At 64.5% G+C, this 24,741-nt stretch carries 21 protein-coding genes; 15 read left to right on the top strand and 6 right to left on the bottom strand.

Translation table 11 applies throughout. The features are described 5' to 3' along the window. Positions 1–117: 117 nt before the first annotated feature. Together CLU94_RS15905 and CLU94_RS15910 are read right to left on the bottom strand one after the other, a co-directional pair. Positions 118–1,365 (bottom strand): sensor histidine kinase, encoded by a 1,248-nt coding sequence (locus CLU94_RS15905; RefSeq protein WP_099666315.1) that lies wholly within the window; start codon positions 1,363–1,365, stop codon positions 118–120. Beyond that, on the bottom strand, positions 1,355–2,698 hold the full coding sequence (locus CLU94_RS15910; RefSeq protein WP_099666316.1) for a sigma-54-dependent transcriptional regulator: 1,344 nt from the start codon (positions 2,696–2,698) through the stop codon (positions 1,355–1,357). The genes CLU94_RS15905 and CLU94_RS15910 overlap by 11 nt, the downstream gene beginning before the upstream one ends. A 257-nt stretch (positions 2,699–2,955) precedes the next feature. On the opposite strand from CLU94_RS15910, the gene CLU94_RS15915 reads away from it, so the two are divergent. From CLU94_RS15915 to CLU94_RS15950, 8 genes are all read left to right on the top strand, one after another. Then, complete coding sequence (locus tag CLU94_RS15915) at positions 2,956–4,251, top strand: efflux RND transporter periplasmic adaptor subunit (protein WP_257218834.1); 1,296 nt, start codon at positions 2,956–2,958, stop codon at positions 4,249–4,251. A 32-nt stretch (positions 4,252–4,283) separates the two neighbouring features. Next, positions 4,284–4,964 carry an ABC transporter ATP-binding protein gene (locus CLU94_RS15920; protein WP_099666317.1) on the top strand — a complete coding sequence of 227 codons (681 nt, stop codon included), beginning with the start codon at positions 4,284–4,286 and terminating at the stop codon, positions 4,962–4,964. Next, positions 4,961–7,354, top strand: a complete 2,394-nt coding sequence (locus CLU94_RS15925; RefSeq protein WP_099666318.1) for an ABC transporter permease — start codon at positions 4,961–4,963, stop codon at positions 7,352–7,354. Before CLU94_RS15920 ends, CLU94_RS15925 begins: the two co-directional genes overlap by 4 nt. A gap of 16 nt (positions 7,355–7,370) precedes the next feature. After that, positions 7,371–9,791 (top strand): ABC transporter permease, encoded by a 2,421-nt coding sequence (locus tag CLU94_RS15930; RefSeq protein WP_257218836.1) that lies wholly within the window; start codon positions 7,371–7,373, stop codon positions 9,789–9,791. A 248-nt stretch (positions 9,792–10,039) separates the two neighbouring features. Beyond that, positions 10,040–10,690, top strand: a complete 651-nt coding sequence (locus CLU94_RS15935) for a TetR/AcrR family transcriptional regulator (RefSeq protein WP_099666319.1) — start codon at positions 10,040–10,042, stop codon at positions 10,688–10,690. A 169-nt stretch (positions 10,691–10,859) separates the two neighbouring features. After that, positions 10,860–11,510, top strand: a complete 651-nt coding sequence (locus CLU94_RS15940) for a protein-L-isoaspartate O-methyltransferase family protein (protein WP_034788761.1) — start codon at positions 10,860–10,862, stop codon at positions 11,508–11,510. Between the two features lie 13 nt (positions 11,511–11,523). After that, positions 11,524–11,847, top strand: a complete 324-nt coding sequence (locus CLU94_RS15945; RefSeq protein ID WP_034745954.1) for a rhodanese-like domain-containing protein — start codon at positions 11,524–11,526, stop codon at positions 11,845–11,847. Between the two features lie 141 nt (positions 11,848–11,988). After that, positions 11,989–13,329 (top strand): TolC family outer membrane protein, encoded by a 1,341-nt coding sequence (locus CLU94_RS15950; RefSeq protein WP_099666320.1) that lies wholly within the window; start codon positions 11,989–11,991, stop codon positions 13,327–13,329. A 68-nt stretch (positions 13,330–13,397) separates the two neighbouring features. On the opposite strand, the gene CLU94_RS15955 is transcribed toward CLU94_RS15950, so the two are convergent. Continuing rightward, positions 13,398–13,865 carry a DMT family transporter gene (locus tag CLU94_RS15955; protein ID WP_099666321.1) on the bottom strand — a complete coding sequence of 156 codons (468 nt, stop codon included), beginning with the start codon at positions 13,863–13,865 and terminating at the stop codon, positions 13,398–13,400. A gap of 93 nt (positions 13,866–13,958) precedes the next feature. Here CLU94_RS15955 and CLU94_RS15960 point away from each other — a divergent pair, with 93 nt between their 5' ends. Next, entirely contained in the window at positions 13,959–14,864 is a 906-nt protein-coding gene (locus CLU94_RS15960; RefSeq protein WP_099666322.1) for a LysR substrate-binding domain-containing protein, read from the top strand. A 4-nt stretch (positions 14,865–14,868) separates the two neighbouring features. On the opposite strand, the gene gloA is transcribed toward CLU94_RS15960, so the two are convergent. The 3 genes from gloA to CLU94_RS15975 form a co-directional block, all read right to left on the bottom strand. After that, positions 14,869–15,276, bottom strand: coding sequence for a lactoylglutathione lyase (gene gloA / locus CLU94_RS15965; RefSeq protein ID WP_010401713.1), 408 nt, complete (start codon positions 15,274–15,276; stop codon positions 14,869–14,871). 114 nt (positions 15,277–15,390) lie between these two features. After that, entirely contained in the window at positions 15,391–15,813 is a 423-nt protein-coding gene (locus CLU94_RS15970) for an OsmC family protein (RefSeq protein ID WP_099666323.1), read from the bottom strand. 106 nt (positions 15,814–15,919) lie between these two features. Beyond that, a complete protein-coding gene (locus CLU94_RS15975; RefSeq protein WP_099666324.1) occupies positions 15,920–16,186 on the bottom strand; it encodes a hypothetical protein in 267 nt (88 codons plus the stop codon). A 262-nt stretch (positions 16,187–16,448) separates the two neighbouring features. Between CLU94_RS15975 and CLU94_RS15980 the strand changes: the two genes are divergently transcribed. The 6 genes from CLU94_RS15980 to dnaJ all read left to right on the top strand — a co-directional run bounded on the left by CLU94_RS15980 (position 16,449) and on the right by dnaJ (position 24,721). Continuing rightward, complete coding sequence (locus CLU94_RS15980; protein WP_257218838.1) at positions 16,449–17,408, top strand: NAD kinase; 960 nt, start codon at positions 16,449–16,451, stop codon at positions 17,406–17,408. 47 nt (positions 17,409–17,455) lie between these two features. Then, complete coding sequence (recN, locus tag CLU94_RS15985) at positions 17,456–19,123, top strand: DNA repair protein RecN (protein ID WP_099666325.1); 1,668 nt, start codon at positions 17,456–17,458, stop codon at positions 19,121–19,123. 272 nt (positions 19,124–19,395) lie between these two features. Further along, a complete protein-coding gene (gene hemH / locus CLU94_RS15990; protein ID WP_099666326.1) occupies positions 19,396–20,505 on the top strand; it encodes a ferrochelatase in 1,110 nt (369 codons plus the stop codon). A gap of 347 nt (positions 20,506–20,852) precedes the next feature. Then, on the top strand, positions 20,853–21,389 hold the full coding sequence (gene grpE / locus CLU94_RS15995) for a nucleotide exchange factor GrpE (protein ID WP_099666327.1): 537 nt from the start codon (positions 20,853–20,855) through the stop codon (positions 21,387–21,389). Positions 21,390–21,480: 91 nt separating this feature from the next. After that, positions 21,481–23,424, top strand: a complete 1,944-nt coding sequence (gene dnaK / locus CLU94_RS16000) for a molecular chaperone DnaK (protein ID WP_070290878.1) — start codon at positions 21,481–21,483, stop codon at positions 23,422–23,424. Between the two features lie 163 nt (positions 23,425–23,587). Next, positions 23,588–24,721 carry a molecular chaperone DnaJ gene (gene dnaJ / locus CLU94_RS16005; RefSeq protein WP_086147258.1) on the top strand — a complete coding sequence of 378 codons (1,134 nt, stop codon included), beginning with the start codon at positions 23,588–23,590 and terminating at the stop codon, positions 24,719–24,721. The last annotated feature ends 20 nt before the right edge of the window (positions 24,722–24,741 follow it).

Consider the following 24,741-nt stretch of genomic DNA (forward strand, 5'->3'; position numbering starts at 1 on the left):
CCGTGCTGTCGATGAGAAGATAGCAAAGCGGTGCGCTGGGTTGCAGGGAAATGCGACGAACTGCGTAAAACGCGGGGTGAACTGCAGGCGCGTGCGCCTGACGCGGTGCCGTCCGCCTTAAAAGCTGAGCAGGAAGCAGGCGCCGGCGCCGACGGGCCGCGCATGGCGCAAGGTGCCGCCGTTGGCATGGGCCAGGTGGCGCACCAGGGCCAGGCCGATGCCGCGCCCTTGCTTCCTGGTCGAGAAAAATGGCATGAAGATGTGCACGGCCAGCGTATCGGGCACGCCATGGCCATTGTCGCGCACTTCGATGCGCAGGCGCGCGCCCCGGCTCAGGCGGGCGCTGACCGTGACGCGCGGCGCGGCAATCCCCTGCGTGGCTTCGGCAGCGTTCTTGAGCAGATTGATCAGCGCCTGTTCCAGCTGGCCTGCATCGATCCGCACTTCCAGCGATGCCGGTTCGACGGAAAATTCCGCCCTGCCGCCGCGCGCCTGCCAGGCCGGCGCCAGCAGCGCTTCCAGGCGCTGGAACAGTTGTTCCAGGCGCACCGCTTCGGGTTGCGGCGCGGGCACGCTGGACAGGCTGCGGTAGCTGGCCACGAAGTCGGCCAGGCTGGCGGCGCGGCGGGCGATGGCGTCGAGCGCCGTCGCCAGGTCGGCATGGGTGTCGTGCGGCAGCAGGGGGCGCACGTCCGCCAGCAGGTCGCAGGCCGTGCGCGACAGCGAGGCGACGGGCGTCAGCGAATTCATGATTTCATGCGTCAGCACTTGCACCAGGTCGCGCCAGGCGTTGAGCGCCTCGGCTTCCAGTTCGCTCTCCACCGGCATCAGCGCGGCCAGGTGCTGCGGTGCGCCTTGCAAGGTCAGCGCCGCCACGGCCACCAGCGCCCGCTCCACGCCCCGCTCCGTGTCAAAACTGAGCAGGCGGCGCTGGCCGGGCGGCTGCGCCGCCAGCAGTTGCTGCCACCGTTGCGGTTCGCTCGCATGTCCGGGCGCCAGCTGGCGCCGTGCGCTTGCATTGAGCGGCGTTACCTTGCGTTCCTCGGCGTCGTTCCGGATGCGGAACAGGGCGATGGGCGCGTGCTCGAGACAGGCTTCGAGCGCCCTCAGCGATTCTTCATCGGGCGTAGGCGACGGCGCCGCCGTCATTGCCGTTGCCATCGTCGACTCTTGGCGCGACAGGCGCGGCGCGAGGCGTGTCAGGCAGCGGGACAGCAGCCACGCCGGCGCTATCGACAGCAGCAGGCACAATACGCTCAGGCGCGGCGACGCCAGCGCGACAAAATACCCGGCGCCGCCGGCCAGCGCCAGCATGGCGGCGATGCTGGCGCTGGCCGTCGTCTTGAGGCTGCGCTCAGATGCCATGTTTGTTCAGCTTGCGGTACAGGGCGGCGCGGCTGATGCCCAGCGCCTTGGCCGCATGGCTGATATTGCCGTCGACCTGCTCCAGCGTGCGGTGGATGGCATCGCGTTCCAGCGCGCCCAGCGTCTGGCGTGCGTGGGCGGGCGCCGTTGGCGCCTGGCCGGCGCCGTCGAACAGGCCGAAATCGCCGCGCGTGTAGTGCGCTTCGTTCCCCAGGATGACGGCCCGTTCGCAGGCATGGCGCAGCGCGCGCACATTGCCAGGCCAGTCATGCTGTTGCAGGTAGTCGAGCGCCTCCGCCGCGGGCGCGCGCGCGGGGCGCTGGTACTGGCTTTCGTAGTGCGCCAGGTAGTGCCGCAGCAGCATGGCGATATCCTCGCGGCGCGCCCGCAGCGGCGGCACGCGCAGCACGATGGTATTGAGGCGGAACAGCAGGTCGGGCCGGAACACGGCCGGATCGAACAGCCGCGCTTCATCGACATTGGTGGCGCTGAGGATGCGCACGTCGATCGCTTCCGGACGGTCGGCGCCGAGCGGCGTCACTTCGCGCCGTTCCAGCGCCGTCAACAGCTTCGCTTGCGCCGCCAGCGGCAGGTTGCCGATTTCATCGAGAAAGAGCGAGCCGCCGCGCGCCGCCTGGAAGCGTCCTGCGCGTTCATGCCTGGCATCGGTGAACGCGCCCTTGCGGTGGCCGAACAATTCGCTTTCGAAGGTTGTCTCCGGCACGGCGCCCATGTCCACCGGCAGCAGGGGACCGGCGGCGCGGCGCGAGGCCTGGTGCAGGGCGCGCGCCACCAGTTCCTTGCCGACGCCGTTTTCACCGAGCACCATCACGTTTGCCTCGGTGGGGCCGACGCTGGCGACCATCACGCGCAGCGCGCGCATGGCCGGGGAGTCGCCCATCAGGTCCGGCGCGGCCGTGCCTGGCGATGCCATGCCGGCGCGGCGCGCCAGCGCCTGTTCCACGGCGGCGGCCAGGCGCGCGTTGTCCCAGGGCTTGGTGATGAAATCGCCGGCGCCGCGCTGCAGCGCCGCCACGGCCAGCGGCACGTCGGCATACGCCGTCATGGCGATCACGCAAGGCGGCCGTGGCAGCGCGCGCAGCAGGTCGAGCAAGGCCAGGCCTTGTGCCCCATCGGTCTGGCCGGGCTGGAAATTGAGGTCGAGCAGCACCACGTCGGGCACGGCCCGGGCCAGCAGCGCGGGCAGCCCCGCCGGGTCGCACAGCGTATCGACCTGGCCGTCGCGGTAGCGCCGCCGCAGCAGCAGCTGTGCGGCGCAGGCGACATCGATATCGTCGTCGAGGATCAGGACGTGGGCTGCGGTGTGGGTCATGGAGAGCATAGTGAGCGTCGGTCGGTGGCGCATTCTAGCAGCCGCGCAGGGGGCGTGGCTGCTGCTGCGGGCATGCCCGTTTGCCGGCGCTGTGCGCTTGCGAACAGCCGCTGTCCGGAAATGGACACTGCGGGACACCGCGCCGCGCCGCCCGTGCCGGCGCGCGGCTGCAGGGCGCCTGTCTGCGTGGCGCCTGCCGCTGGCACGCTGCTTGCTGATGCAGGGACAAGACCAGTGCGAAAGACGTGAAAATAAATATGCATGCTCCCCGATCTTCGATCCCCCCTTTGCCGGCCAGCGGCGCCGCCATGGATACGCGCGTGCCGCGCAGCCGGCGCAAGCTGGTCGCCGCCGGCCTGGCGGGCGTGTTGCTGCTGGCCGCGCTTGCCGCCGCGGGGTGGTGGGCCATGCCGCGCGGCTTGCAGGTGCCTGCCGCTGAATTGCGCATCGGTATCGCAGAGCGCGGCATTTTTCTCGATGAAGTGGTGGTGCGCGCCAGCGCCGAGCCGCTGCATTCCGTGCTCCTCGATTCGGTCGAGTCGGGCCGCATCGACGAGGTGCTTGCCAGTGACGGCGCGCTGGTCAGGAAGGGCCAGCTGCTGTTCCGCATCTCCAATCCGCAGCGCAACCTGGAACTGCTGGCCCGCAAGGCCGAACATGCGCAGCAGATTTTCAACTTGTCCAACTTGCGCGTGGCGCAGCAGGCCAGCGCCAGCGAGCACCAGCGCCGCCTGGACGACCTGGCGTTCGCGCTGCAGCAGGGCGGCAAGCAGCATGCGCGCCATGTCAGGCTGGCGGCGCAGGGTTTCATTTCCAGCGTGGCGCTGGAGGAGTCGGCCGACAGCCTGCTGCAGCAGCAGCGCGCGCTGGCGCAGGAACAGCAGGCGGCGCAGGCCGAGGCGCGGGTGCGCCGCGATGCGGCCGCCCAGCTTGAGGCATCCATCGCGGGCCTCAGTTCGGGCCTGCTGCTGGTCGGCGCCACGGTCGATGCCCTGGCCGTGCGCGCGCCGTCCGCCGGCCGGCTGACGGATTTCCGGCTGCAGGTGGGCGAGTCGATTGCGACGGGCAAGAATGTGGGCCGCATCGACGACCCAGTGCGCTACAAGCTGTCGGCCAGGGTGGACGAGTTTTACCTGAACCGCATGGCGGCGGGACGGCAAGCCAGCATCGTCCAGGATGGCCGCGCTTATGCGCTGAGCGTGCAGACGATTTATCCGCAGATCAAGGAGGGCCGCTTCACGGTGGAACTGGTGTTCACGCACGGCCAGCCGCCCGTGCTCAATCCGGGACAAAGCCTCGATGCGCAGATCACCCTGGGCGAGCCGGCCGCCGCGCTGCTGCTGCCGAACGGCGCTTTCGTCAACGACAGCGGCGGCGCCTGGGTCTACGTGCTCGATGCGTCCGGCGGCCAGGCGCAGCGGCGCGCGGTGCGTATCGGCCGGCGCAACAACAGCCAGCTCGAAGTGCTGCAAGGGCTGCAGGCAGGCGAACGCGTGATCCTGTCCGCCTACGCCGCCTATGGAAATTCCCCCAGATTGCACATAAGCCGGTAAATTCCCTCTCATCTTCCATAAAGGTTCCACCCATGCTCAAACTAGTCGGCGTCAGCAAGCTGCATCAGTCAGGCGATATCCAGACCAAGGCCCTGGACCGCATCGACCTCGAAATCGAGGCGGGCGAATATGTGGCCATCACGGGCCCGTCGGGCTGCGGCAAATCGACCCTGCTGGGTCTGCTGGGCTTGCTCGATATTCCCAGCCAGGGCGAATACTGGTTCGAGGGCCAGAACGTGGCAGGCTGGAGCGAGGCGAAGCTCAATGTGCTGCGCCGCGGGCGCATCGGCTTCATCTTCCAGAGCTTCAACCTGATCGAGGAACTGAGCGTGTTCGAGAACGTGGAGCTGGCGCTCGAATACAACGGCACGCCGGCACGCGAACGGCGCCAGCGCGTGGCCGCCATGCTCGACAAGCTGGGCGTGGCCCACCGCGCGGGACACCGGCCGTCGCAGCTGTCCGGCGGCCAGCAGCAGCGCGTGGCGATCGCGCGCGCGCTGGTGGCCGGGCCGGCCGTCTTGCTGGCCGATGAACCGACGGGCAACCTCGATACGGCGCACGGCAATGAAGTCATGCGCCTGCTGCGCAGCATCAATGCGGAGGGCACGACGGTGGTGATGGTGACCCACTCGCCCGACCATGCGGCGCAGGCATCGCGCACCCTGCATTTGCTGGACGGCCGCGTCGTGGTCGACGCCTTGCAAGCCGCATGAAGGCGGCCGATTTCCGCATCGGCTGGCGCCTGCTGGCGCAGCAGCGTGGCGCCTCGGTGGCCGTCATCCTGGGCCTGGCGGTGGGTTTCGCGGCCTGCTTTCTGCTGCTGGGCTTTGTCGGCTACAGCCTGGGCTACGATAGCCACGTACCGCAGCGCGAGCGCGTGCAGCTGGTCAAGCAGCGCATCAATCTGTTCATCCGCCCCGAGTGGCAGAACTACGCCTATCTGTCGCTGCGCGACGTGGCGCGGCGCAGCGGTGCGGTGGAGATGGCGAGCATCGTCAGGCAACTGGCTTTGCCCGTGCAGCGCGGCGAGCGCCCGTATGCACTGAACGTGCAAGCGGTCGATGCGGATTTTGCCAGCCTGTTCGGCGTGACGGCGCTGCAGGGCGACTTGCGCTCCACGCTGGCGCAGCCCGATGCCGTGGCGCTGACGCAGACGGCGGCGCGCAAGCTGTTTGCCGACGGGCCCGCGCTGGGCCAGTTGCTGCGGGTCGGCGGCGTCACGCTGCAGGTGCGCGCCATCCTGCCCGACCATCAGCGCAACACCACCGTGCCGTATGAAGTGCTGGTGGGCACGCTCAGCAGCGCCTGGCCGGCGGCGCAGCGCGAGGCCGCTTTTTCCGGCACGGGGCGCGGCGCCATTTACCTGCGGATGCGCCCCGGCGCGGATCCCGATGCGCTGGCGGCGCTGCTGCAGCGGGCCGTCAACGATTCGCCGCAAGACCGGCAGGTGCGCGGGGCCTCGATGGGCCGCGCGCTCGAGGGGCGCAACGTCACCGACATCGCGCTGCTGCCGCTGGCGCAGGCTTACTTCGATGCGGACCTGTACAACAGCCGCGCGGCGGCGCGGCATGGGCAGCGCGCCAGCGTGGCGGGACTGGCCGTGCTGGCGCTGCTGATACTGGCCCTGGCCGTCATCAATTACGTCAACCTTGCCACCGTGCGCACCTTGCGCCGCCAGCGGGAAATCGGCGTGCGCAAGCTGCTCGGCGCCAGTGCGGGGCGCCTGGTGCGGCAGTTCCTGGCCGAGTCGGTGCTCACGGCGCTGCTGGCGGCCGCCGCCGGCTTGCTGCTGGCCTGGCTGGCGCTGCCGCTCTTCGCCGAGCTGGTCCAGCGGCCGCTGGACGATATGTTCACTGCCTGGCGCTGCGCCGGCGCCTTGCTGTCCGGCGTGCTCACGGGCTTGTGCGCGGGCGCCTATCCCGCCTGGTGCGCGCTGCGCGTGCGGCCCGGTCCCGCGCTGGCTGGCCGCGGCAACAGCGAAAAGGCGGCTGGCCTGTGGCTGCGCCGCGTGCTGACGGTATTGCAGTTCGGCGCCGCCATGGCGCTGTGCGCCGCGACCCTGGCCGTCGGCTGGCAAGCCTGGTATGGCAGCCATGCCTCGCCGGGCTTTGCGCCGGATGGCTTGCTGGTGCTGGACTTGCCGCCTGGGAGCGAGGACAGCCCGCAGGCGCGCGCGTTCGAAGAGGCGCTGGCGCGCCTGCCCGGCATCGCCGGCGTGGCGGGCATCCTGGAAGCGGTCGGGCGCGATGGCAGCAAGGTCGTCGGCAGCGTCAGGACGCGCGACGGGCGCGACGTGCGCCTCGAATACAAACCCATGACGCCGGGCTGGTTCGACCTGCACCGCATCGTGCCCCTGCACGGGCGATTGTTCGACGCGGCGCGGGACAGGGTCGGCAGCCAGGTGGTGGTGCTCAATGTGGCGGCGGCGCTGGCGCTGGGCTACCCCACGCCGCAGGCCGCCGTGGGGCAGGCGATGCCGGACGGGCAGGTGATCATTGGCATTGCGCCGCCGATCCGTTTCCAGGACATGCGCCAGGCGGCCCAGCCGATGCTGTTCGATTTGCGCCATGGCGGCACGCTGTCCCTACGCAGCGCAGACGCCGTGGCAGCGGCCCATGCGCGCATCGAACCGCTGTGGCGGCGCTATTTTCCGGAGCGGATGCTGGAACTGCGTACGGCGCAAAGCCTGCTGACGGGGATGTATGCCGAAGATCTGCGCCTGGCGCGCATGCTCGGCCTGGCCAGCCTGATCGCCCTGCTGCTCGCCGCCTTCGGCATCTACGTGCTGTCGGCCTACAGCGTGCAGCGCCGCAGCCGTGAAATTGTGCTGCGCAAGTTGCATGGCGCCGGCCGCGCCGCCATCGCGCGCCTGGTGGGACGCGAGTTCATGCTGCTGCTTGCCGCCGGCGCCGTATTGGGCCTGCCGCTGGCGGCCCTGGGCATCGCGCACTACCTGGCCGGCTTTGTCGAGCGCGCGCCGCTGGGCGCCTGGCCCCTGGCGGCGGCATTGCTGCTGGCCCTGCTGGTGGCCCTGCTGGCCACCGTGCGGCACACCTGGTCGGCCATGCGCATGGCGCCGGCGCTGGCCTTGCGCGCTGACTGATACTTCAAGGGATAGCATGATGTCTGCACGAGATTTTCGCATCGGCTGGCGCTTGCTGGCGCAGCAACCGGCGTATTCCGCCGCCGCGCTGGGCGGGCTGGCGACGGGTTTTGCACTGTGCCTGTTGCTGCTTTGCCTGGTCCGCTATTCCTTCAGCTTCGATGCCGCCGTGCCGCAAGCCGAGCGCGTCTATGTGCTGAAGCACCGGCTCAACTTCATTCCGCAGCCGCAGTGGCTGGAATACACGCCATTTGCCCTGCGCGACGTGGCGCTGCGCAGCGGTTTCCCCTTGCAAGCGAGCGTGTTCTGGCCGCGCAAGGCGACCTTCGAGCAGGATGGTCGTCAGCAGGAACTCGAGATCACGGCCGTCGATCCCGCTTTTGCCGCCATCTTCCAGCCGCGCGTGCTGGCCGGCGACCTGTCGGCGGCGCTGAGCCGGCCCGATGGTCTGGCCGTGACGGAGTCGATGGCGCGCCGCCTGTTCGGCCACGCCGACGTGCCGGAGCGCGTGCTGGGGCGCGATATCGCGCTGGACCGGCAACGTCTGCGCGTGCGCGCCGTGCTGGCCGATCCGCCGCTGGCCAGCACGGTGTCCTATGCGCTGCTGGCGGGGACGGGCAGCGTGCTGTGGCCGGCGCCCCAGCGCGACGCGGCGCTGGCCAACTGGATGGGCATCGCCGGCAAGATTTATGTCAAGGCGGGAGCGGGCGTGAGCGCCGAAGCCTTGCGCGGCGCGCTGCAGACTGCCACTGACCAGGGGCCATGGAACAGCCTCGTGCCGCCGCAGCAGCGCGCCGCGCTGGGCGAGCGCAAGCCCGTCGAAATCGCGCTGGGGCCCCTGCGCGACGCCTATTTCGACACCACGGTGGCCAACACCATCGGCAGCGGTCCGCGCGCCGACCGGCGGCTGGTGCTGGGACTGGGCGCCGTCGGCCTGCTGATCCTGCTGCTGGCCGTGTCCAACTACATCAGCCTGGCGGCCGTGCGCACCTTGCAGCGCCAGCGTGAAATCGCCGTGCGGCGCGTGCTGGGCGCTTCCTCGGGGCAGTTGCTGGCCCAGTTCCTGGCCGAATCGCTGTTGCTGTCGCTGGGGGCCACGGCGCTGGGCGTGCTGCTGGCCTGGTTGCTGCTACCCCTGTTCGCCGCGCTTGTGGCGCGGCCGCTGGATGACATCTTTGCACCGCTGCCGCTGGTGCTGTGCGTGCTGGCCGGCACGGCGGCGGGCGCCTATCCGGGTTGGCTGGCCTGTCGTGTCGACATGCGCCAGGCGCTGGCGCAGCGCAGCGGCGACACCCGCGGCAGCGCCGGCCTGCGCCGCGTGCTGACGGTGTCGCAGCTGGCCCTGGCGATGGGCCTGGGCAGCGTGGCGCTGGCGGTAGCCTGGCAGACGCGCTATGCCAGCGAGGCTGCTCGCGGCTTCGATGCGGCGCCGCTGCTGGTGCTGGAATTGCCGAAGGGGCAGGATATGCGCCAGCCGGCCAGCGTGGCCTTCCGCGACGCCGTGCTGCGCCTGCCCGGCGTGGCGGCGGTGGCGGACAGCCGCGACGTGCCTGGCCGCGACGGGGGCGGCGGCACGCGTTCCAGCGATATCGTGCAGCGCGGCGACGGCGGCAGCATCTCGCTGGAGATCCGCGAAGTCAGCGCCAGCTTTTTCGACGCGTACGGGGTGGCCGCGCTGGCGGGGCGCGCGTTCGATCCCGCCATCGAGCGTGCGCCGGGGGCGAGCGCCATCGTCATCAACATGGCGGCCGTGCGCGCGCTGGGCATGGCCACGGCGCAGCAGGCGCCGGGACGCTGGCTCAATGGCCAGGCCTTGCAGATCGTCGGCGTCGTGCCGGACATCCGTTGGCAAAGCTTGCGCGAGCCGCTGCTGCCCGTGATGTACCGACTCGACCCTGCCAATGCGATGCTGACCGTGCGCCTGGCGACGGGGGCGGACGGTGCCAGCGTGACGGAAGCCGTCGCCCCGCTGTGGCAGCGCTATTTTCCGGGACAAGTGTATGCGCCCAAGCCGCTGACGGCGTATGCCGCCAGCGCCTATGCCGACGATCGCCGCATGGCCAGCCTGCTGGCCTGGGCCAGCGCCGCCATCTTCGTGCTGGCGGCCTTTGGCGTGTATGTGCTGGTGGCGCACAATGTGCAGCGGCGCGCGCGCGAGATCGTGTTGCGCAAGCTGCATGGCGCCGGGCGCCTGGCCATCGGGACGCTGGTGGTGCGCGAGTTCCTGTGGCTGCTCGCCATCGCCGGCGTGGCGGCCTTGCCGCCGGCCGCGTTGGCGATCGCGCGCTACCTGGCGGCCTTCAGCGCGCATCCGCCCATCGGTGCCTGGCCTCTGGCGCTGGCGTTGCTGGCGGCCGCGTTCGTGGTGGCCCTGGCGACTGCGCGCCACGCCTGGCTGGCCATGCGCATGGCGCCGGCGCAAGCCTTGCGCGATTGAGACGGGCTTGCCGCATGGCGTCAGCGTCGGACGCTCCCAGCCGATGGGCGCCATGCCACAGCGACGCGTTACAATGGCGAGCGTGCGGATCGGCCAGCCGGCGAGGTGCGGCTGCTTATATGTATACGCATCAGTGTACTTCTGCGCCCTTTTCGTGCGATCAGGATGGGTCTGGCAACCGGCGCTTGACCTTGACGGTAGACCGGTCTACCATTAATGACTCAAAAGTAAGTTACTTGGAAAGACACATGCAAGCCCCGATTGATACCAAGCCCCGCTGGGAGCGGCGCAAGGATGCCCGCCCGCAGGAATTGCTCGCCGCCGCCCTCGACCTGTTTGTCGAACGGGGCTTCGCATCGACGCGCCTGGAGGATGTGGCCAAGCGGGCCGGCGTGTCGAAAGGCACCCTGTACCTGTACTTTGAGAACAAGCAAGAGCTGTTCAAGGCCGTGGTGCGCGACAATATCGTGCATTCCATCGGCGAGGCGGAAGACAGCATGGCCGCCTCGGACAGCACCAGCGCCGAGTTGTTGCGCAGCATGATGATGCAATGGTGGGAAGAATTCGGCGCCACCAAGCTGGCCGGTTTGACCAAGCTGATGTTGGCCGAAGCGAACAATTTCCCGGAACTGGCGCAGTTTTACAACGAAGAGGTGGTCACGCGCGGCAATGCGCTGATCGCCACCTTGCTGGAACGGGGCATGCAGCGCGGCGAATTCCGCCAGGTCGATCCCGTGCTGGTCAGCACCATCCTCAGCGCGCCCGTCACCATGCTGATGATGTGGACGCACTCCTTCTTGCCGTGCGAGGTCAAGAACATCGATCCCGTCGCCTACATGGATGCCTTTATCGACATGAGCTTGCGCAGCTTGCAGGTGGAGGCGCCCGGGAAAAGTTGATATGTAGAGCTTGCCTCTACCGTTCAGTTGCCCCTTTTCCAAGGTTCGCCCCCCCAAATCTGCAGATCGTCGCAAATTTCCTCCATTCCCCGCCTTTATGGTTAACATGTGCTTTCAGCCAGTTCAACGATAAAATGGCGGATTATTACTTCACTTACCGAGTCCAAAGATGAATATCGAACAAGCCCGCTTCAATATGATCGAACAGCAGATCCGTCCATGGGACGTACTGGATATCGACGTATTGGAGCTGTTGAACGTGGTCAAGCGTGAAGATTTCGTGCCGGCCGCCTATAAGAACCTGGCCTTCGTCGATACCGAAATTCCACTGGGCGGTGGCGAATGCATGTTGACGCCGAAGCTGGAAGCGCGCATTTTGCAAGACGTAGCCGTCAAGAAGCATGAAAATGTGCTGGAAATCGGCACCGGCAGCGGCTACATGGCCGCGTTGCTGGCGCACAAGGCACGTCATGTGACGAGCGTGGAAATCGTTCCCCAATTGAAAACCCTGGCCGAGCAGACCCTGGCCGCCAACGGCGTGACGAATGTCACCGTGGAACTGGGCGACGGCGCCCAGGGCTGGAGCAAGGGCGCACCGTATGACGTGATCGTCGTGTCTGGCGCGCTGGCCGTGTTGCCGGAAGCACTGTTGCAACAAGTGAAAGTCGGCGGCCGCATCCTGGCCATCATCGGCGAAGCGCCGATCATGTCGGCGCACCTGATCACGCGCAGCTCGGACAAGGCCTACGACACGCGCAAGCTGTTTGAAACCAATGTCACGCCGCTGCAAGCCGTGGCACCGTCGCATTTCCAGTTCTGAGGCGACCGATTCGATGGAGCATTTGAGTGCACCGCAGCTGGCCGCCTGGCTGGCTGACCCTTCCCGCCCGCGCCCCTTGTTGCTGGACGTGCGGGAACAGTGGGAGTTCGACCTGTGCCACCTCGACGGTGCCACCCTGATGCAGATGAATTCGATTCCTGCGCGCATCGATGACCTCGATGAAGACGCCGAGATCGTCTGCATCTGCCATCACGGCATGCGCAGCATGCAAGTGGCAGCCTTCCTGGAGCGCAATGGTTTTGGCAAGATCAGTAATTTGACGGGCGGCGTGCATGCCTGGGCGCTGCAAGTCGACAGCGCGATGCCTAAATACTAAGTTATTTTGCAGTAGATGCACCCAGGCATGTTTTCCTGCATGCCTGCGGAGGCCTGTACCCCGCTCACCCGGCGGGCGCAAGGCAAGCGGTAGCAGATTTTTGATTCCATCAACTTTTGACGACTCCAACGGAGAAATGCAATGCGGAAACCCCTTATCGCCGTGCTGATGACCAGCGCCTTTGTCTCGATGACATACTCGCTGCAAGCGCAGGCGGCCGATCTCATCCAGGTGTACCAGCAGGCGCTGGCCAATGACGCGCAGTACGCCAGCGCGCGCGCGGCCTTGTCGGCCGGGATGGAGCGGGTTCCGCAGGGACTGGCAGGCTTGCTGCCGCAAATCTCCGCGTCGGGCAGCAATACGCGTGGCAACCAGGAACAGATCGCCCAGAATAATGGCGGCAACAAGATCACCTCGCCGTCCGTGAATGTGCGCACGAATGCCTACAATTTGACACTGGCGCAACCGCTGTTCCGCTGGGATCGCTGGGAAACCTATCAGCAAAGCAAGCTGGCGCAGGCGATTGCCGAAGCGCAATTTGCACAAGTGCAGCAAGACCTGATCACCCGCGTGGCGCAGGCGTATTTCGACGTGCTGAGCGCGCAGGACAACCTGGGCGCCACGCAGGCGCAAAAGGTCGCCACGACGGAGCAACTGGCATCGGCCAAGCGCAACTTCGAAGTCGGCACGCAAACGATTACCGACACGCACGAAGCGCAAGCGGCCTACGACCTGGTGGTGGCGCAGGAATTTGCCGCCATCAATGACCTGGCCAACAAGCGCAGCGCCTTGCAAACCATCATCGGCGAAGCGCCGACCACCCTGGCGCCGATGCGCACGGGCGTGGTCATCAGCGCGCCCGAACCGGCTGCCGTCGAGCCGTGGGTGTCGTCCGCCGAAGAGCAGAACTACGGCGTCGTCACGGCCCAGTTCAATGTGGAATCGGCCAAGCGCGACATCGGCCGCAACCGCGCCGGCCACTACCCGACCGTGGACCTGATCGCCAACGCTGGCCATACCTATTCTTCGGGTGGCGGCAATGGCAACGGCAATAACAATAATGCCATCGGCGTACAGTGGAGCATCCCGATCTTCAGCGGCTTTGCCGTCACCAGCAAGGTGCGCGAATCGATCGCGCTGGAAAACAAGGCCCGCAACGACCTGGAAACGGCACGCCGCACGGCCTCGCAAGGCGCGCGCCAGGCTTTCCTGGGCGTCAATAGCGGCCTGGCGCAAGTCAAGGCGCTGGAAGCGGCGGAAGTGTCGAGCAAATCGGCGCTGGAGTCGAACCAGCTCGGCTATCAAGTGGGCGTGCGCATCAATATCGACGTGTTGAATGCGCAGAAACAATTGTTCTCGACGCAAAAAGACCTGTCGAAAGCCCGCTACGACACCATCATGAACGGCTTGCGCCTGAAGGCGGCGGCCGGCACCCTGAAGGAAACGGACTTGATGCCGGTCAATGCCTTGCTGGACAAATAATCCAGTATTGCGCACGATCAAAACCAGCACCGGCGACGGCGCTGGTTTTTTTTCGTCTTGCCGTGTTATCACACGGCGCGGCTGTTGGCCACTTGCGTCAGGATCACGCCCGCCACCACCAACCCCGCACCGGCCCAGTGCAGCGGAGAAATTTGCTTCACGGCAAAGCCCAGCAAGCCGTAGCGGTCGATGGCCAGCGCGGCCAGCATTTGCCCGCCGATGACGGCCGCCATGAAGGGGCCGGACCCCATGCGCGGCGCCAGCATCAGCGCGGCCGTAATATAAAACACGCCGGCCGCGCCGCCCAGCCAGGACCAGCCCGGTCCGCGCATGGCGAGGCTGACATCGGGCGCCGGCACCCGCCAGAGCAGCATCACGAGGGACGCGAGCACGGCGCTGACGGCCAGCGAGGCGAGGGTGGCCCACAGCGGGTGGCCCAGGTTGCGGCCCAGCGCGGCATTCGCGCCCGCCTGGAAGGGAACGACGGCGCCGGCCAGCATGGCCAGCGGGGCAAATACGGTGATCCATCCATGCATGTGCTACTCCATCTTTGTTGAGTTGATGCGATCATCGTATTATGCTGTCATGATTAAATCCAATTCGTAGTTTGTCATCCAACTATGCATGAAATGAATAATCTGCGCGCCGTCGATTTGAACTTGCTGGTGATCCTGGATGCGTTGCTCAGCGAGCGCCATTTGTCGCGCGCGGCCGAACGGTTACATATGAGCCAGCCTGCCGTCAGTCATGCGCTGGCCCGCTTGCGCCACCTGCTCGGCGACCCGCTGCTACTGCGCGGCAAGGGCGGCTTCCAGCCGACGGCGCGCGCGCTGGAATTGGCGCGGCCCTTGGCCGAAGCCCTGCAAAGCGTGCGTTCCGTGCTGGGCGGCGCCGTCTTCGAGGCGGCCACGGCGCAGCGCGTGTTTCGCCTGGCCATGTCGGATTACGGCGCGGCCATGCTCTTGCCCGCTTTGCTGCGGCGCTTGCGCGCGGACGCGCCCGGCATCGACCTGGTTGTCAGCTATGCCAGTCGCCCGGCCGTGATCGCTGGCGTGCAGGACGGCGAGATCGACCTGGCGCTCGGCGTGTTCCCGCAACTGCCCGAGCAGCTGCACAGAGAAACTTTATTTGAGGAAACGTTCGCGTGCGCGCTCGATCCGGCCAGCCTTGCGGCCGGTGAAATGCTGAGTTTGGACACCTATCTGGCGCGCCCCCATGTGCTGGTGGCGTCCAGCGAAGGCGGCATGGCGGCCGAAGTCGACGCGGCCCTGGCCCAGCTGGGACAGACGCGCCGCATCGCCGTGCGCGTGCCGTACTGGACGGTCGCACCGGATGTCGTGAGGGGGACGGACTTGATCCTGACGGTGGCGCGGCGCGCCTTGCAGGGCAGCGCGGCGCAAGGGCTGGCACAGTACGCTGCGCCGTTTGCCATCGCGCCGTTTGCGTTTGAAGTGATACGGCACCGCCGCACGGACGGCGATGCGGGCATCGCCTGGCTGCGCGCGGCCATTGCACAGGCCGCCGAGCCAGGCTGAGGTATTACAGGCCGCCGCCCTGGCCGTCGAACTTGCGCTCGATCAATTCGATCTTGTAGCCGTCCGGGTCGGTGATGAAGGCGATGACCGTGTTGCCGCCTTTCACGGGGCCCGGTTCGCGCGTGACGTTGCCGCCATTCGCGCGTGCCGCGTCGCAAGCGGCGACGATGTCATCGGCCGAGATGGCGATGTGGCCATACGCCGTGCCCAGCTCGTAGCTGGTGGTGCCGTAGTTATACGTCAGTTCCAGTTCCGCGTGGTCGGGATTCGATCCATAGCCGACGAAGGCCAGCGTGTATTGGTATTCCGGGTTGTCGCTGGTGCGCAGCAATTTCATGCCCAGGACCTTGGTGTAAAAATCGATGGAGCGCTGCAGGTCGCCGACCCGTAACATGGTGTGCAAAATACGCATCGTAAATCCTTGAGGGTGATAGGGGAATGGCAGGATTTTATGCGTTTTACGGCTTTCTTGCCGAGGCCGCCCCTGCCGTCCTGCGATGGGACGGTAGCGGACGGCATGCCGGCATTACTCCAGATGGGCGTCCAGGGTGATTTCCGTGGCCAGCAATTTGGACACGGGGCAGCCGAGCTTGGCGCGCAGGGCCGCGTCCTGGAACGCTTCGTCGGTGGCGCCGGGGATGCTGGCCACGAGGGTCAGGTGCACGGCCGTGATGGCATAGCTGCCATCGATTTTTTCCAGGCTGACGTCGGCCGTGGTTTTCAGGGCCGTGGCGCGCAAGCCCGCCTCGCCCAGCTGGCCGGACAGGGCCATGGTGAAGCAGGCCGCATGGGCGGCGCCGATGAGTTCTTCCGGATTGCTGCCTGGACCGTCTTCGAAGCGTGTGTTGAAGCCATAGGCTACGTTGTCGAGCGCGCCGCTTTGGGTGGAAATAAACCCTTTGCCATCTTTAAGGCCGCCACTCCAGACGGCTGATCCTGTTTTTTTCATGATGTACTCCTTGCGTGGTTCGAGCGTCCATCATGCGCGCCGGGGCTTGCCGCTTCCGTTCGTTGCGTCACACTGCGGGAGCATGCGCGGCCCACGACAGTTCGACTCAGCGCGCCTTCTTTGGTTCCAGTTCTGCGTCGGGACGCGCCTGTTTCGGTTCGGCCGGCTTGACCTTTTCCACGCCGGGCTGGGCACGCCGGTCCGTATCGACCAGGCCTTGCTCCAGGTCACTGGCTGCCTGCTGCATGATCTTGCGCGGGCGCACGTTTTGCGCATCGGGCGATTCGTCGCGCTCGTGCGGCAGGCGGTCGACGCCGTCATTGCTGACTTTTTCCTCGGTATTGATCTTGCGCTCGCTTGGCTGGGTAGCCATATGGCCTCCTGACAGTAAAAATGACGTGCCATCAGTGTCCCGCCGGGACAGGCCGCCCGCAAGCGGATTTGTCCGGGCAGGGAGCGCTGGCGCACGCATGGACGATTCTTTTTCTGCGCTACACTGCGTGCAACACCAAGAACGCCCCTTGCAGGCACGCGGCAGCCGCACTATACTGTGCATATATACAGTATTATGCGATGCCGGCGTGCGATGCGACAGCCTGGGGCGGTTTGCCACCGAATTCACTACCGAGACTCTTATGCCCGTCGATACACACGCCGAACAGCCAGCCGCGACCTTGCCAGCCCCGGGAGAGCGCTTCAACCTGGGCGCCAAGACCATCGCCCTGGTCGTGCGCCAGAATACGGATGGCATTGCCGAGCCCGTGAAAAGCATCGTCGATTTCCTGCAAGTGCTGGGCCACACGGTGGTCTTCGAGGCGGAGACGGCCGCGCACCTGAACCTGGCGTTTCCCGGCGTGCGCGCCATGTCGCCGGCCGAGATCGGCGCCGCCGCCGATTGCGCCATCGTCATGGGCGGCGACGGCACCATGCTGGGCATTGCGCGCCAGCTGGCGCCATTCGACGTACCTTTGATCGGTATCAATCAGGGGCGTTTGGGTTTCATGACGGATATTCCGCTCGAGCGCATGCTGCCCGTGCTGGCGCAAATTCTCGGCGGCCGCTTCAAGGCCGAACGACGCACCTTGCTTGAAGGCAGCGTGCTGCGTGACGGCGAGTCGATACACGTGGGCATGGCCGTCAACGATGTCGTCGTCTCGCGCGGCGGCGGCGCCGGCATGGCCGAATTGCGCGTCGAGGTCGACGGCCACTTCATGTACAACCAGCGCTCGGATGGCTTGATCATTTCCACGCCCACGGGCTCGACCGCGTACTCACTGTCGGCCGGCGGCCCCCTGCTGCATCCGACCCTGGGCGGCATCGTGCTCGTGCCGATCGCCCCGCATGCGCTGTCGAACCGCCCCATCGTCCTGCCCGATTCCAGCCAGATCGTCGTGGAAATCGTGCGCGGGCGCGATATCAGCGTCAATTTCGACATGCAGACCTTTGCCAGCCTGGTGCAGCAAGACCGCATCCTCATCCGCCGTTCGCCGCATGCGATTACCTTCCTGCATCCGGAAGGGTGGAGTTACTACAACACCCTGCGTGAAAAATTGCACTGGAATGAGTACCCGTCGGGCGAGGGCAAGCTCAGCTAACATTTTCTCTAAGTCAACCCGCGGTGCGCCGCCCAACCACAGAAGCCATGCTCCATACACTGTCCATTCGCGATTTTGTCATTGTCGATACCATTGAACTGGAATTTTCCGCCGGCTTCAGCGTGCTGACGGGGGAGACGGGCGCCGGCAAGTCCATCCTCATCGATGCGCTGACCCTGGCGCTGGGCGGGCGCGGCGACGCCAGCGTGGTGCGCGAAGGCGCGGCCAAGGCCGACATCACGGCCGATTTTTCCGTCAGCGAGGTGGCGCAAGCGTGGCTGGCCGCCAATGAGTTCGCCAACGACGAGGGCGGCGCCCTGTTGCGCCGCGTAATCGACAACGCGGGCCGCTCGAAAGCGTATATCAACGGCATCCCCGCCACGGCCGCGCAGTTGCGCGAGCTGGGCGACATGCTGGTCGACATCCACGGCCAGCATGCGCACCAGTCCTTGCTGAAAAGCGAGGCGCAGCGCGCCTTGCTCGACGGCCAGGCGACGGCGCGCGAAGCGGGTGCGGAGCAGGATGCGCGGCAAGTTGCCGCCCTGCACAAGCGCTGGCGCGCCCTCGTGCGCCAGCGCGAGGAATTCGAAACCAACGCCGCCAACGTGCTGTACGAGCGCGAACGCCTGGAATGGCAAGTGGGAGAATTGGAAAAACTGGCCGCCAAGCCCGGCGAATGGACGGAGATCACGAACGAGCACAGCCGCCTGTCGCACGCGGCCAGCCTGCTGGAAGGGGCGCAGGAAGCCTTGTCCATCATTTCTGAGCAGGAAGACCATCCGATCGTGTCGCAACTGTCGGCCCTGAACCAGAAGCTGGGCAAGCTGGTGTCCGTTGATGCGGAATTGCAACCGATTGTCGACCTGATCGAATCGTCGCGCATCCAATTGCAGGAATCCGTGTACGCGCTGAACAATTACCTGGACCGGGTCGAACTGGACCCGGAGCGCCTGCACCAGCTTGACGCGCGCATGGAAGCCATGCACAGCACGGCCCGCAAATTCCGCGTCACGCCGGAAGAATTGCCCGAGGAACACGCGAAGCTGTCGGAAAAGCTGCAGCACCTGGCCGACGCCTCCGACATCGAGGGCTTGCTGCGCCAGGAAGCGAAGATCGAGGCGGAATACCGCGGCGTGGCCGAACGGTTATCAAACACGCGGCGCGCCGCCGCCCTGGAACTGGGGCATGCCGTCACGCGCGCCATGCAGGAACTGAGCATGACGGGCGGCAGCTTTGAAATCGCCCTGCACCCGTGCGAACCGGCCGCGCATGGCCTGGAGCAAGTGGAATTCCTCGTCGCCGGCCATGCGGGCACGGCGCCCCGCTCGCTGGCGAAAGTCGCATCCGGCGGCGAACTGGCGCGCATCGCGCTGGCCATTTCCGTCATCACCTCGCACGCCACCACCACGCCGACCCTGATCTTCGACGAGGTCGACAGCGGCATCGGCGGCGCCGTCGCCGAAGTGGTGGGGCGTTTGTTGAAACGCCTGGGGCAGGGACGGCAAGTGCTGTGCGTGACCCACTTGCCGCAAGTGGCCAGCCAGGCGAATCAGCATTTCCAGGTGGCAAAAAGCACCCTGGACAATGGCAAGACGGCGTCGCGCATCGACATGCTCGACGCCAAGGCCCGGGTGGAAGAAGTGGCGCGCATGCTGGGCGGCCTGGAAATCACGGCCACCACGCGCAAGCATGCACGCGAATTGCTGGCTATCTAGTACACCTAACCAAACCTACTGCGCGTCGCGGGTCGCGGCCTGCGATGCTCACTGCCTCGGCGGCCCCATGCTTCGCACAGCTGCGCTGCTCGGGCCAACGGGGGCGCCGAGCCTCGCTGCCGCTCGCTACGGTTTTGTTAGGCGTTGTTAGCGTAAACCGGTCTGGTGAGAATGGCAGTTAGCCTTATGCCGTTCCTTTCCATCTTTCCCAATGTTGACGCAATGTAACTATAATGGTCGGCTAATCCATCCAACGCCTTCGAAGAGCTTTCATGTCATTTCAAACAGAACCGTCGTACACGCATGGCAGTATCGACCGCAGCGCCGTGGTGCTGGTCAACCTGGGCACGCCCGATGCGCCGACCTCGTCGGCCGTGCGGCGCTACCTGAAGCAATTTTTGTCCGACCCGCGCGTGGTGGAGATTCCCCGTCTCGTCTGGTGGTTCATTTTGAACCTGATCATTTTGCCCTTCCGCTCCGGCCAGTCGGCCAAGAAATATGCGTCGATCTGGACGCGTGACGGTTCGCCCCTGAAAGTGCACACGCAAAAGCAGGCGAAATTGCTGGCCGGCGCCCTGGCCGAGCGGGGGCACGATGGCGTCACCGTGGCCATGGCCATGCGCTACGGTTCGCCTTCGCTGCCGGAGGTGCTGGCCAGGCTGAAAAGCGAAGGCTGCGAGCGCATCGCCATCCTGCCTGCCTATCCGCAATACTCGGGCACGACGACGGGTTCCATCTACGACGCCGTGTTTGCCCATTACGCCACGGTGCGCAATGTGCCGGAATTGCGCTTTATCAAGCAGTATCACGAGCACGACACGTATATCGACGCCTTGCGCGATTCTGTGCTGAACCATTGGGAAGCGCATGGCCGTCCCGAAAAACTGGTGATGAGCTTTCATGGCGTGCCCAAGCGCACCTTGCTGCTGGGCGATCCCTACCACTGCCAATGCCTGAAAACGGCGCGTTTGCTGGCGGAAAAGTTGAAGTTAAGCAAAGATCAATACGTGGTGACCTTCCAGTCGCGCTTTGGCAAGGCCGAATGGCTGCAGCCGTACACGGCGCCCACCCTCGTGGCGCTGGCGCAACAGGGTGTCAAGCGCGTCGACCTGCTGTGTCCGGGCTTTACCAGCGATTGCCTGGAAACCTTGGAAGAGATCGCCATGGAAGCCAAGCATGACTTCGAAGCGGCAGGCGGCCAGCAATTTCATTACATCGCTTGCCTGAACGAAACGCCAGCCTGGATCGCTGGCCTGGCGGAAATTGCCGAACAGCACATGATTGGCTGGCCGACGATGAAGACGGCGGCGCAGCGCGAAGCGGACAAGAAGGCGGGCGAGCAGGCGCGCACGGCGGCCCTGGCCCTGGGCGCGCCGAATTAAAGGCAATTATTTTTTTAGCAATAAAAAGCCGCGCTTGCGCGGCTTTGTCATGTCTGGCGCAGCCAAGGTGTTTTCCGAATAGCAACATCGCCAGTGGCGATGGCTGCGGCGGGGCTGGTAGAATGCCCGCTTTGCCGTGGGAAGCCTGGAAAATCAAGGGGGGGGCGCGCACGGATCGCTGCCCGAAATGGGAAGTGCTTTGTAATAAGCTGTAACATGGATCGCTGTAATTCCGGTTTTGCCATGCATACCCCTTGAAACAATAGGATATAGCCCCATCTGCCCGTTAGTGTTGTAAAGATAGTTAGACTAACTCATTTAAGTCATTGATTGTAGGAGCTTTTCAGATGCAAGATCAGGAAAACCACGCTGTACCTAATCCGCAAGCGGACGCCGCGGCGACTGCCCCATCGACTCCCGCAGAGCCTACTTTGGAAGAGCAGCTGGCGAGTACCGAAGCGCGTCTTGCAGAGATGCACGATGCCTTCATGCGTGCCAAGGCCGATGGCGAAAATATCCGCCGCCGCGCGCAGGAAGATGTTGCTAAAGCGCATAAATTCGCAGTGGAAAGCTTTGCCGAAGCCATGGTGCCGGTGAAAGACAGCCTGGAAACGGCGCTGACGGTGGAAACACCGACCATCGACTCGCTGAAAGAAGGCGTCGAGATGACCCTGAAGCAACTGAACGCCGCGTTCGAGCGCAACCGCCTGGTGGAAGTGTTGCCGGTGCAGGGCGAGAAGCTCGATCCGATGAAACACCAGGCTGTTGCCGTGGTGCCAGCGGACCAGGAAGCCAATACCATCGTATCAGTCCTGCAAAAGGGCTATATGATTGCGGACCGCCTGCTGCGTCCAGCCATTGTAACGACCGCGCAAGCAAAATAATCAGAGGGCGGCATCAAGCAAGCCTTGAAACCATGCCGCTTTGCCACATATAAGAACCATCTGAAATCTAGCAAATAAAAGGAAAAAAATCATGGGTAGAATTATCGGTATCGATCTGGGAACCACGAATTCCTGCGTTTCCATCATGGAAAACGGTCAACCAAAGGTAATCGAAAACGCTGAAGGCGCACGCACGACGCCGTCGATTATTGCTTATCAAGAAGATGGCGAAATTCTCGTCGGCGCGCCAGCGAAACGCCAGGCCGTGACCAATCCGAAAAACACGCTGTACGCAGTCAAGCGTTTGATCGGTCGCAAGTTCGACGAAAAAGAAGTGCAAAAAGACATCGCGCTGATGCCGTACCAAATCATGAAAGCCGACAACGGCGATGCATGGATCGGCGTACGCGACAAAAAACTGGCGCCGCCGCAAATTTCGGCTGAAGTCCTGCGCAAGATGAAGAAAACGGCAGAAGACTACCTCGGTGAAGAAGTCACCGAAGCCGTCATCACCGTGCCTGCGTACTTCAACGACTCGCAGCGTCAAGCTACCAAGGATGCCGGCCGTATCGCTGGCCTGGACGTCAAGCGCATCATCAACGAGCCAACTGCGGCAGCGCTGGCGTTCGGCCTGGACAAGACCGAAAAAGGCGACCGTAAAATCGCCGTGTATGACTTGGGTGGCGGTACGTTCGACGTGTCGATCATCGAAATCGCGGATGTTGATGGCGAGAAACAATTTGAAGTGCTGTCGACCAACGGCGACACCTTCCTGGGCGGCGAAGACTTCGACCAGCGCGTCATCGATTACATCATCGACGAGTTCAAGAAGATCAACGGCATCGACCTGAAAAAAGATCCGATCGCCCTGCAGCGCATCAAGGCTTCGGCCGAGCGCGCGAAGATCGAATTGTCGTCGTCGCAACAAACCGAGATCAACGAGCCGTACATCGCCATGGCGAACGGCGCACCGGTCCACTTGAACCTGAAGATGACCCGCGCCAAGCTGGAGTCCTTGGTGGAAGAGTTGATCACGGCCACGATGGAACCATGCCGTACCGCCATCAAAGATGCTGGCGTGAAAGTGTCGGACATCGATGACATCATCCTGGTCGGCGGTATGACGCGTATGCCGAAGGTACAGGAAAAAGTGAAGGAATTCTTCGGCAAGGATCCACGCAAGGACGTGAACCCGGACGAAGCCGTCGCCGTGGGCGCAGCGATTCAAGGTTCGGTCCTGTCGGGCGAACGCAAGGACTTGCTGTTGCTGGACGTCACCCCTCTGTCCCTGGGTATCGAAACCCTGGGCGGCGTGATGACCAAGATGATCCACAAAAACACGACGATTCCGACCAAGTTCAGCCAGGTCTTCTCGACGGCCGACGACAACCAGCCTGCGGTGACCATCAAGGTCTTCCAGGGTGAGCGCGAAATCGCCGCCGGCAACAAGGGTCTGGGCGAATTCAATCTGGAAGGCATCCCGCCAGCATCGCGCGGCACGCCGCAGATCGAAGTGACCTTCGACATCGACGCCAACGGCATCTTGCATGTCGGCGCGAAAGACAAGGCCACCGGCAAGGAAAACAAGATCACGATCAAGGCCAATTCCGGCTTGACCGAGGCTGAAATCCAGAAGATGGTGAAAGACGCCGAGTTGAACGCGGAAGAAGACAAGAAGGTCAAAGAATTGGCCGAGTCGCGCAACCAGGCCGATGCTCTGGTACACTCGACCCGGAAATCCTTGACCGAATACGGCGACAAGCTGGATGCGGGCGAGAAAGAGAAGATCGAAGCGGCGATCACCGACCTGGAAGCAAGCATCAAGGCGGGCGACAAGGCTGAGATCGACGCCAAGGTGGAAGCACTGTCGAGCGCATCGCAGAAACTGGGCGAAAAAATGTATGCCGACATGCAAGCGCAGCAAGCTGCCGGCGGCGCGGAAGGTGCACAGCAAGCTGCTGGCGCATCGGACGCGGGCGCCAAGCAAGACGACGTTGTCGACGCTGACTTCAAAGAAGTCAAAGACAGCAAGTAATTGTCTTGCGCTCCCATGAACTGGGGGTAGCCGGGCTGAACGCTACATCGCGGGATTAGCCGCGAAGACCGGCCGAGCCGAGTCGCTGCGCCTAGCGCAGCACTCGACTCGGCTTTTTCGTGTAATTTTTACATCAGTAGATAGACTGCAAGGTGCCGACAACATGGCAAAGCGTGATTTTTACGAGACACTCGGTGTCGCAAAAAATGCTTCGGAAGAAGAGATCAAAAAGTCTTACCGTAAACTGGCGATGAAATACCATCCGGACCGCAATCCGGATAGCAAGGAATCGGAAGAAAAGTTTAAGGAAGTCAAAGAAGCCTACGAGATGCTGACCAATCCGGAAAAGCGCGATGCGTATGACCGTTACGGTCACGCTGGCGTGGACCCGAACATGGGCGGCGGTGGCGGCTTCGGCGGCGGTGCTGGCGGCTTTGCCGACAGCTTCGGCGATATCTTCGGCGACATCTTTGGCGGTGGCGGTGGACGCAGCCGCAATGCGGGTCCACAGGTGTACCGTGGCGCCGACTTGCGCTACAACCTGGAAATTACACTGGAGCAAGCTGCTCACGGCTTCGACACGACCATCCGCGTGCCGAGCTGGGACAAGTGCGACACTTGCCACGGCAGCGGCGCCAAGCCGGGCACTTCGCCCACCACCTGCGGTACGTGCGGTGGCCACGGCCAGGTGCGCATGCAGCAAGGTTTCTTCAGCATCCAGCAAACCTGCCCGAAATGCCATGGCAGCGGCAAGGTCATCACCGACCCGTGCACGCCATGCGGCGGTGCCGGTCGCATCAAGCGCAACAAGACCCTGGAAGTGAAAATTCCAGTCGGTATCGACAACGGCATGCGTATCCGTTCGTCCGGCAACGGCGAACCGGGCACGAATGGCGGTCCGTCGGGCGACCTGTATGTGGAAATCCACATCAAGCCGCACGCGGTGTTCCAGCGCGAAGGCGACGACCTGCATTGCGAAATGCCGATCTCGTTCGCCAAGGCGGCCCTGGGCGGCGAAATCGAGGTGCCGACCCTGAACGGCAAAGTGTCGTTCACGATTCCCGAAGGCACCCAGTCGGGCAAGACCTTCCGCCTGAAAGGCAAGGGCATCAAGGGCGTGCGCTCCGGTTACGCGGGCGACCTGTTCTGCCACGTGGCCATCGAAACACCGGTGAAACTGACGGAAAAACAGAAAGACCTGCTGCGCGACTTTGAAAAGTCGACGACCGAGGGCGGTGCGAAGCACAGTCCGCAAAGCAAGACCTGGAAAGACAAGGTCAAGGATTTTTTTGAGTAAGCACACGTAATACCATGCGC

Origin of the sequence: Janthinobacterium sp. 13, from assembly GCF_002749695.1 — a bacterium.
GTDB classification, from domain to species: domain Bacteria; phylum Pseudomonadota; class Gammaproteobacteria; order Burkholderiales; family Burkholderiaceae_D; genus Janthinobacterium; species Janthinobacterium kumbetense.

What these genes read in the sequence shown, in the direction of transcription:
- CLU94_RS15905 (WP_099666315.1), bottom strand. Translation starts at nt 1,365, where the DNA reads ATGGCATCTGAGCGCAGCCTCAAGACGACGGCCAGCGCCAGCATCGCC.
- CLU94_RS15910 (WP_099666316.1), bottom strand. Translation starts at nt 2,698, where the DNA reads ATGACCCACACCGCAGCCCACGTCCTGATCCTCGACGACGATATCGAT.
- CLU94_RS15915 (WP_257218834.1), top strand. Translation starts at nt 2,956, where the DNA reads ATGCATGCTCCCCGATCTTCGATCCCCCCTTTGCCGGCCAGCGGCGCC.
- CLU94_RS15920 (WP_099666317.1), top strand. Translation starts at nt 4,284, where the DNA reads ATGCTCAAACTAGTCGGCGTCAGCAAGCTGCATCAGTCAGGCGATATC.
- CLU94_RS15925 (WP_099666318.1), top strand. Translation starts at nt 4,961, where the DNA reads ATGAAGGCGGCCGATTTCCGCATCGGCTGGCGCCTGCTGGCGCAGCAG.
- CLU94_RS15930 (WP_257218836.1), top strand. Translation starts at nt 7,371, where the DNA reads ATGATGTCTGCACGAGATTTTCGCATCGGCTGGCGCTTGCTGGCGCAG.
- CLU94_RS15935 (WP_099666319.1), top strand. Translation starts at nt 10,040, where the DNA reads ATGCAAGCCCCGATTGATACCAAGCCCCGCTGGGAGCGGCGCAAGGAT.
- CLU94_RS15940 (WP_034788761.1), top strand. Translation starts at nt 10,860, where the DNA reads ATGAATATCGAACAAGCCCGCTTCAATATGATCGAACAGCAGATCCGT.
- CLU94_RS15945 (WP_034745954.1), top strand. Translation starts at nt 11,524, where the DNA reads ATGGAGCATTTGAGTGCACCGCAGCTGGCCGCCTGGCTGGCTGACCCT.
- CLU94_RS15950 (WP_099666320.1), top strand. Translation starts at nt 11,989, where the DNA reads ATGCGGAAACCCCTTATCGCCGTGCTGATGACCAGCGCCTTTGTCTCG.
- CLU94_RS15955 (WP_099666321.1), bottom strand. Translation starts at nt 13,865, where the DNA reads ATGCATGGATGGATCACCGTATTTGCCCCGCTGGCCATGCTGGCCGGC.
- CLU94_RS15960 (WP_099666322.1), top strand. Translation starts at nt 13,959, where the DNA reads ATGAATAATCTGCGCGCCGTCGATTTGAACTTGCTGGTGATCCTGGAT.
- gloA (WP_010401713.1), bottom strand. Translation starts at nt 15,276, where the DNA reads ATGCGTATTTTGCACACCATGTTACGGGTCGGCGACCTGCAGCGCTCC.
- CLU94_RS15970 (WP_099666323.1), bottom strand. Translation starts at nt 15,813, where the DNA reads ATGAAAAAAACAGGATCAGCCGTCTGGAGTGGCGGCCTTAAAGATGGC.
- CLU94_RS15975 (WP_099666324.1), bottom strand. Translation starts at nt 16,186, where the DNA reads ATGGCTACCCAGCCAAGCGAGCGCAAGATCAATACCGAGGAAAAAGTC.
- CLU94_RS15980 (WP_257218838.1), top strand. Translation starts at nt 16,449, where the DNA reads ATGCCCGTCGATACACACGCCGAACAGCCAGCCGCGACCTTGCCAGCC.
- recN (WP_099666325.1), top strand. Translation starts at nt 17,456, where the DNA reads ATGCTCCATACACTGTCCATTCGCGATTTTGTCATTGTCGATACCATT.
- hemH (WP_099666326.1), top strand. Translation starts at nt 19,396, where the DNA reads ATGTCATTTCAAACAGAACCGTCGTACACGCATGGCAGTATCGACCGC.
- grpE (WP_099666327.1), top strand. Translation starts at nt 20,853, where the DNA reads ATGCAAGATCAGGAAAACCACGCTGTACCTAATCCGCAAGCGGACGCC.
- dnaK (WP_070290878.1), top strand. Translation starts at nt 21,481, where the DNA reads ATGGGTAGAATTATCGGTATCGATCTGGGAACCACGAATTCCTGCGTT.
- dnaJ (WP_086147258.1), top strand. Translation starts at nt 23,588, where the DNA reads ATGGCAAAGCGTGATTTTTACGAGACACTCGGTGTCGCAAAAAATGCT.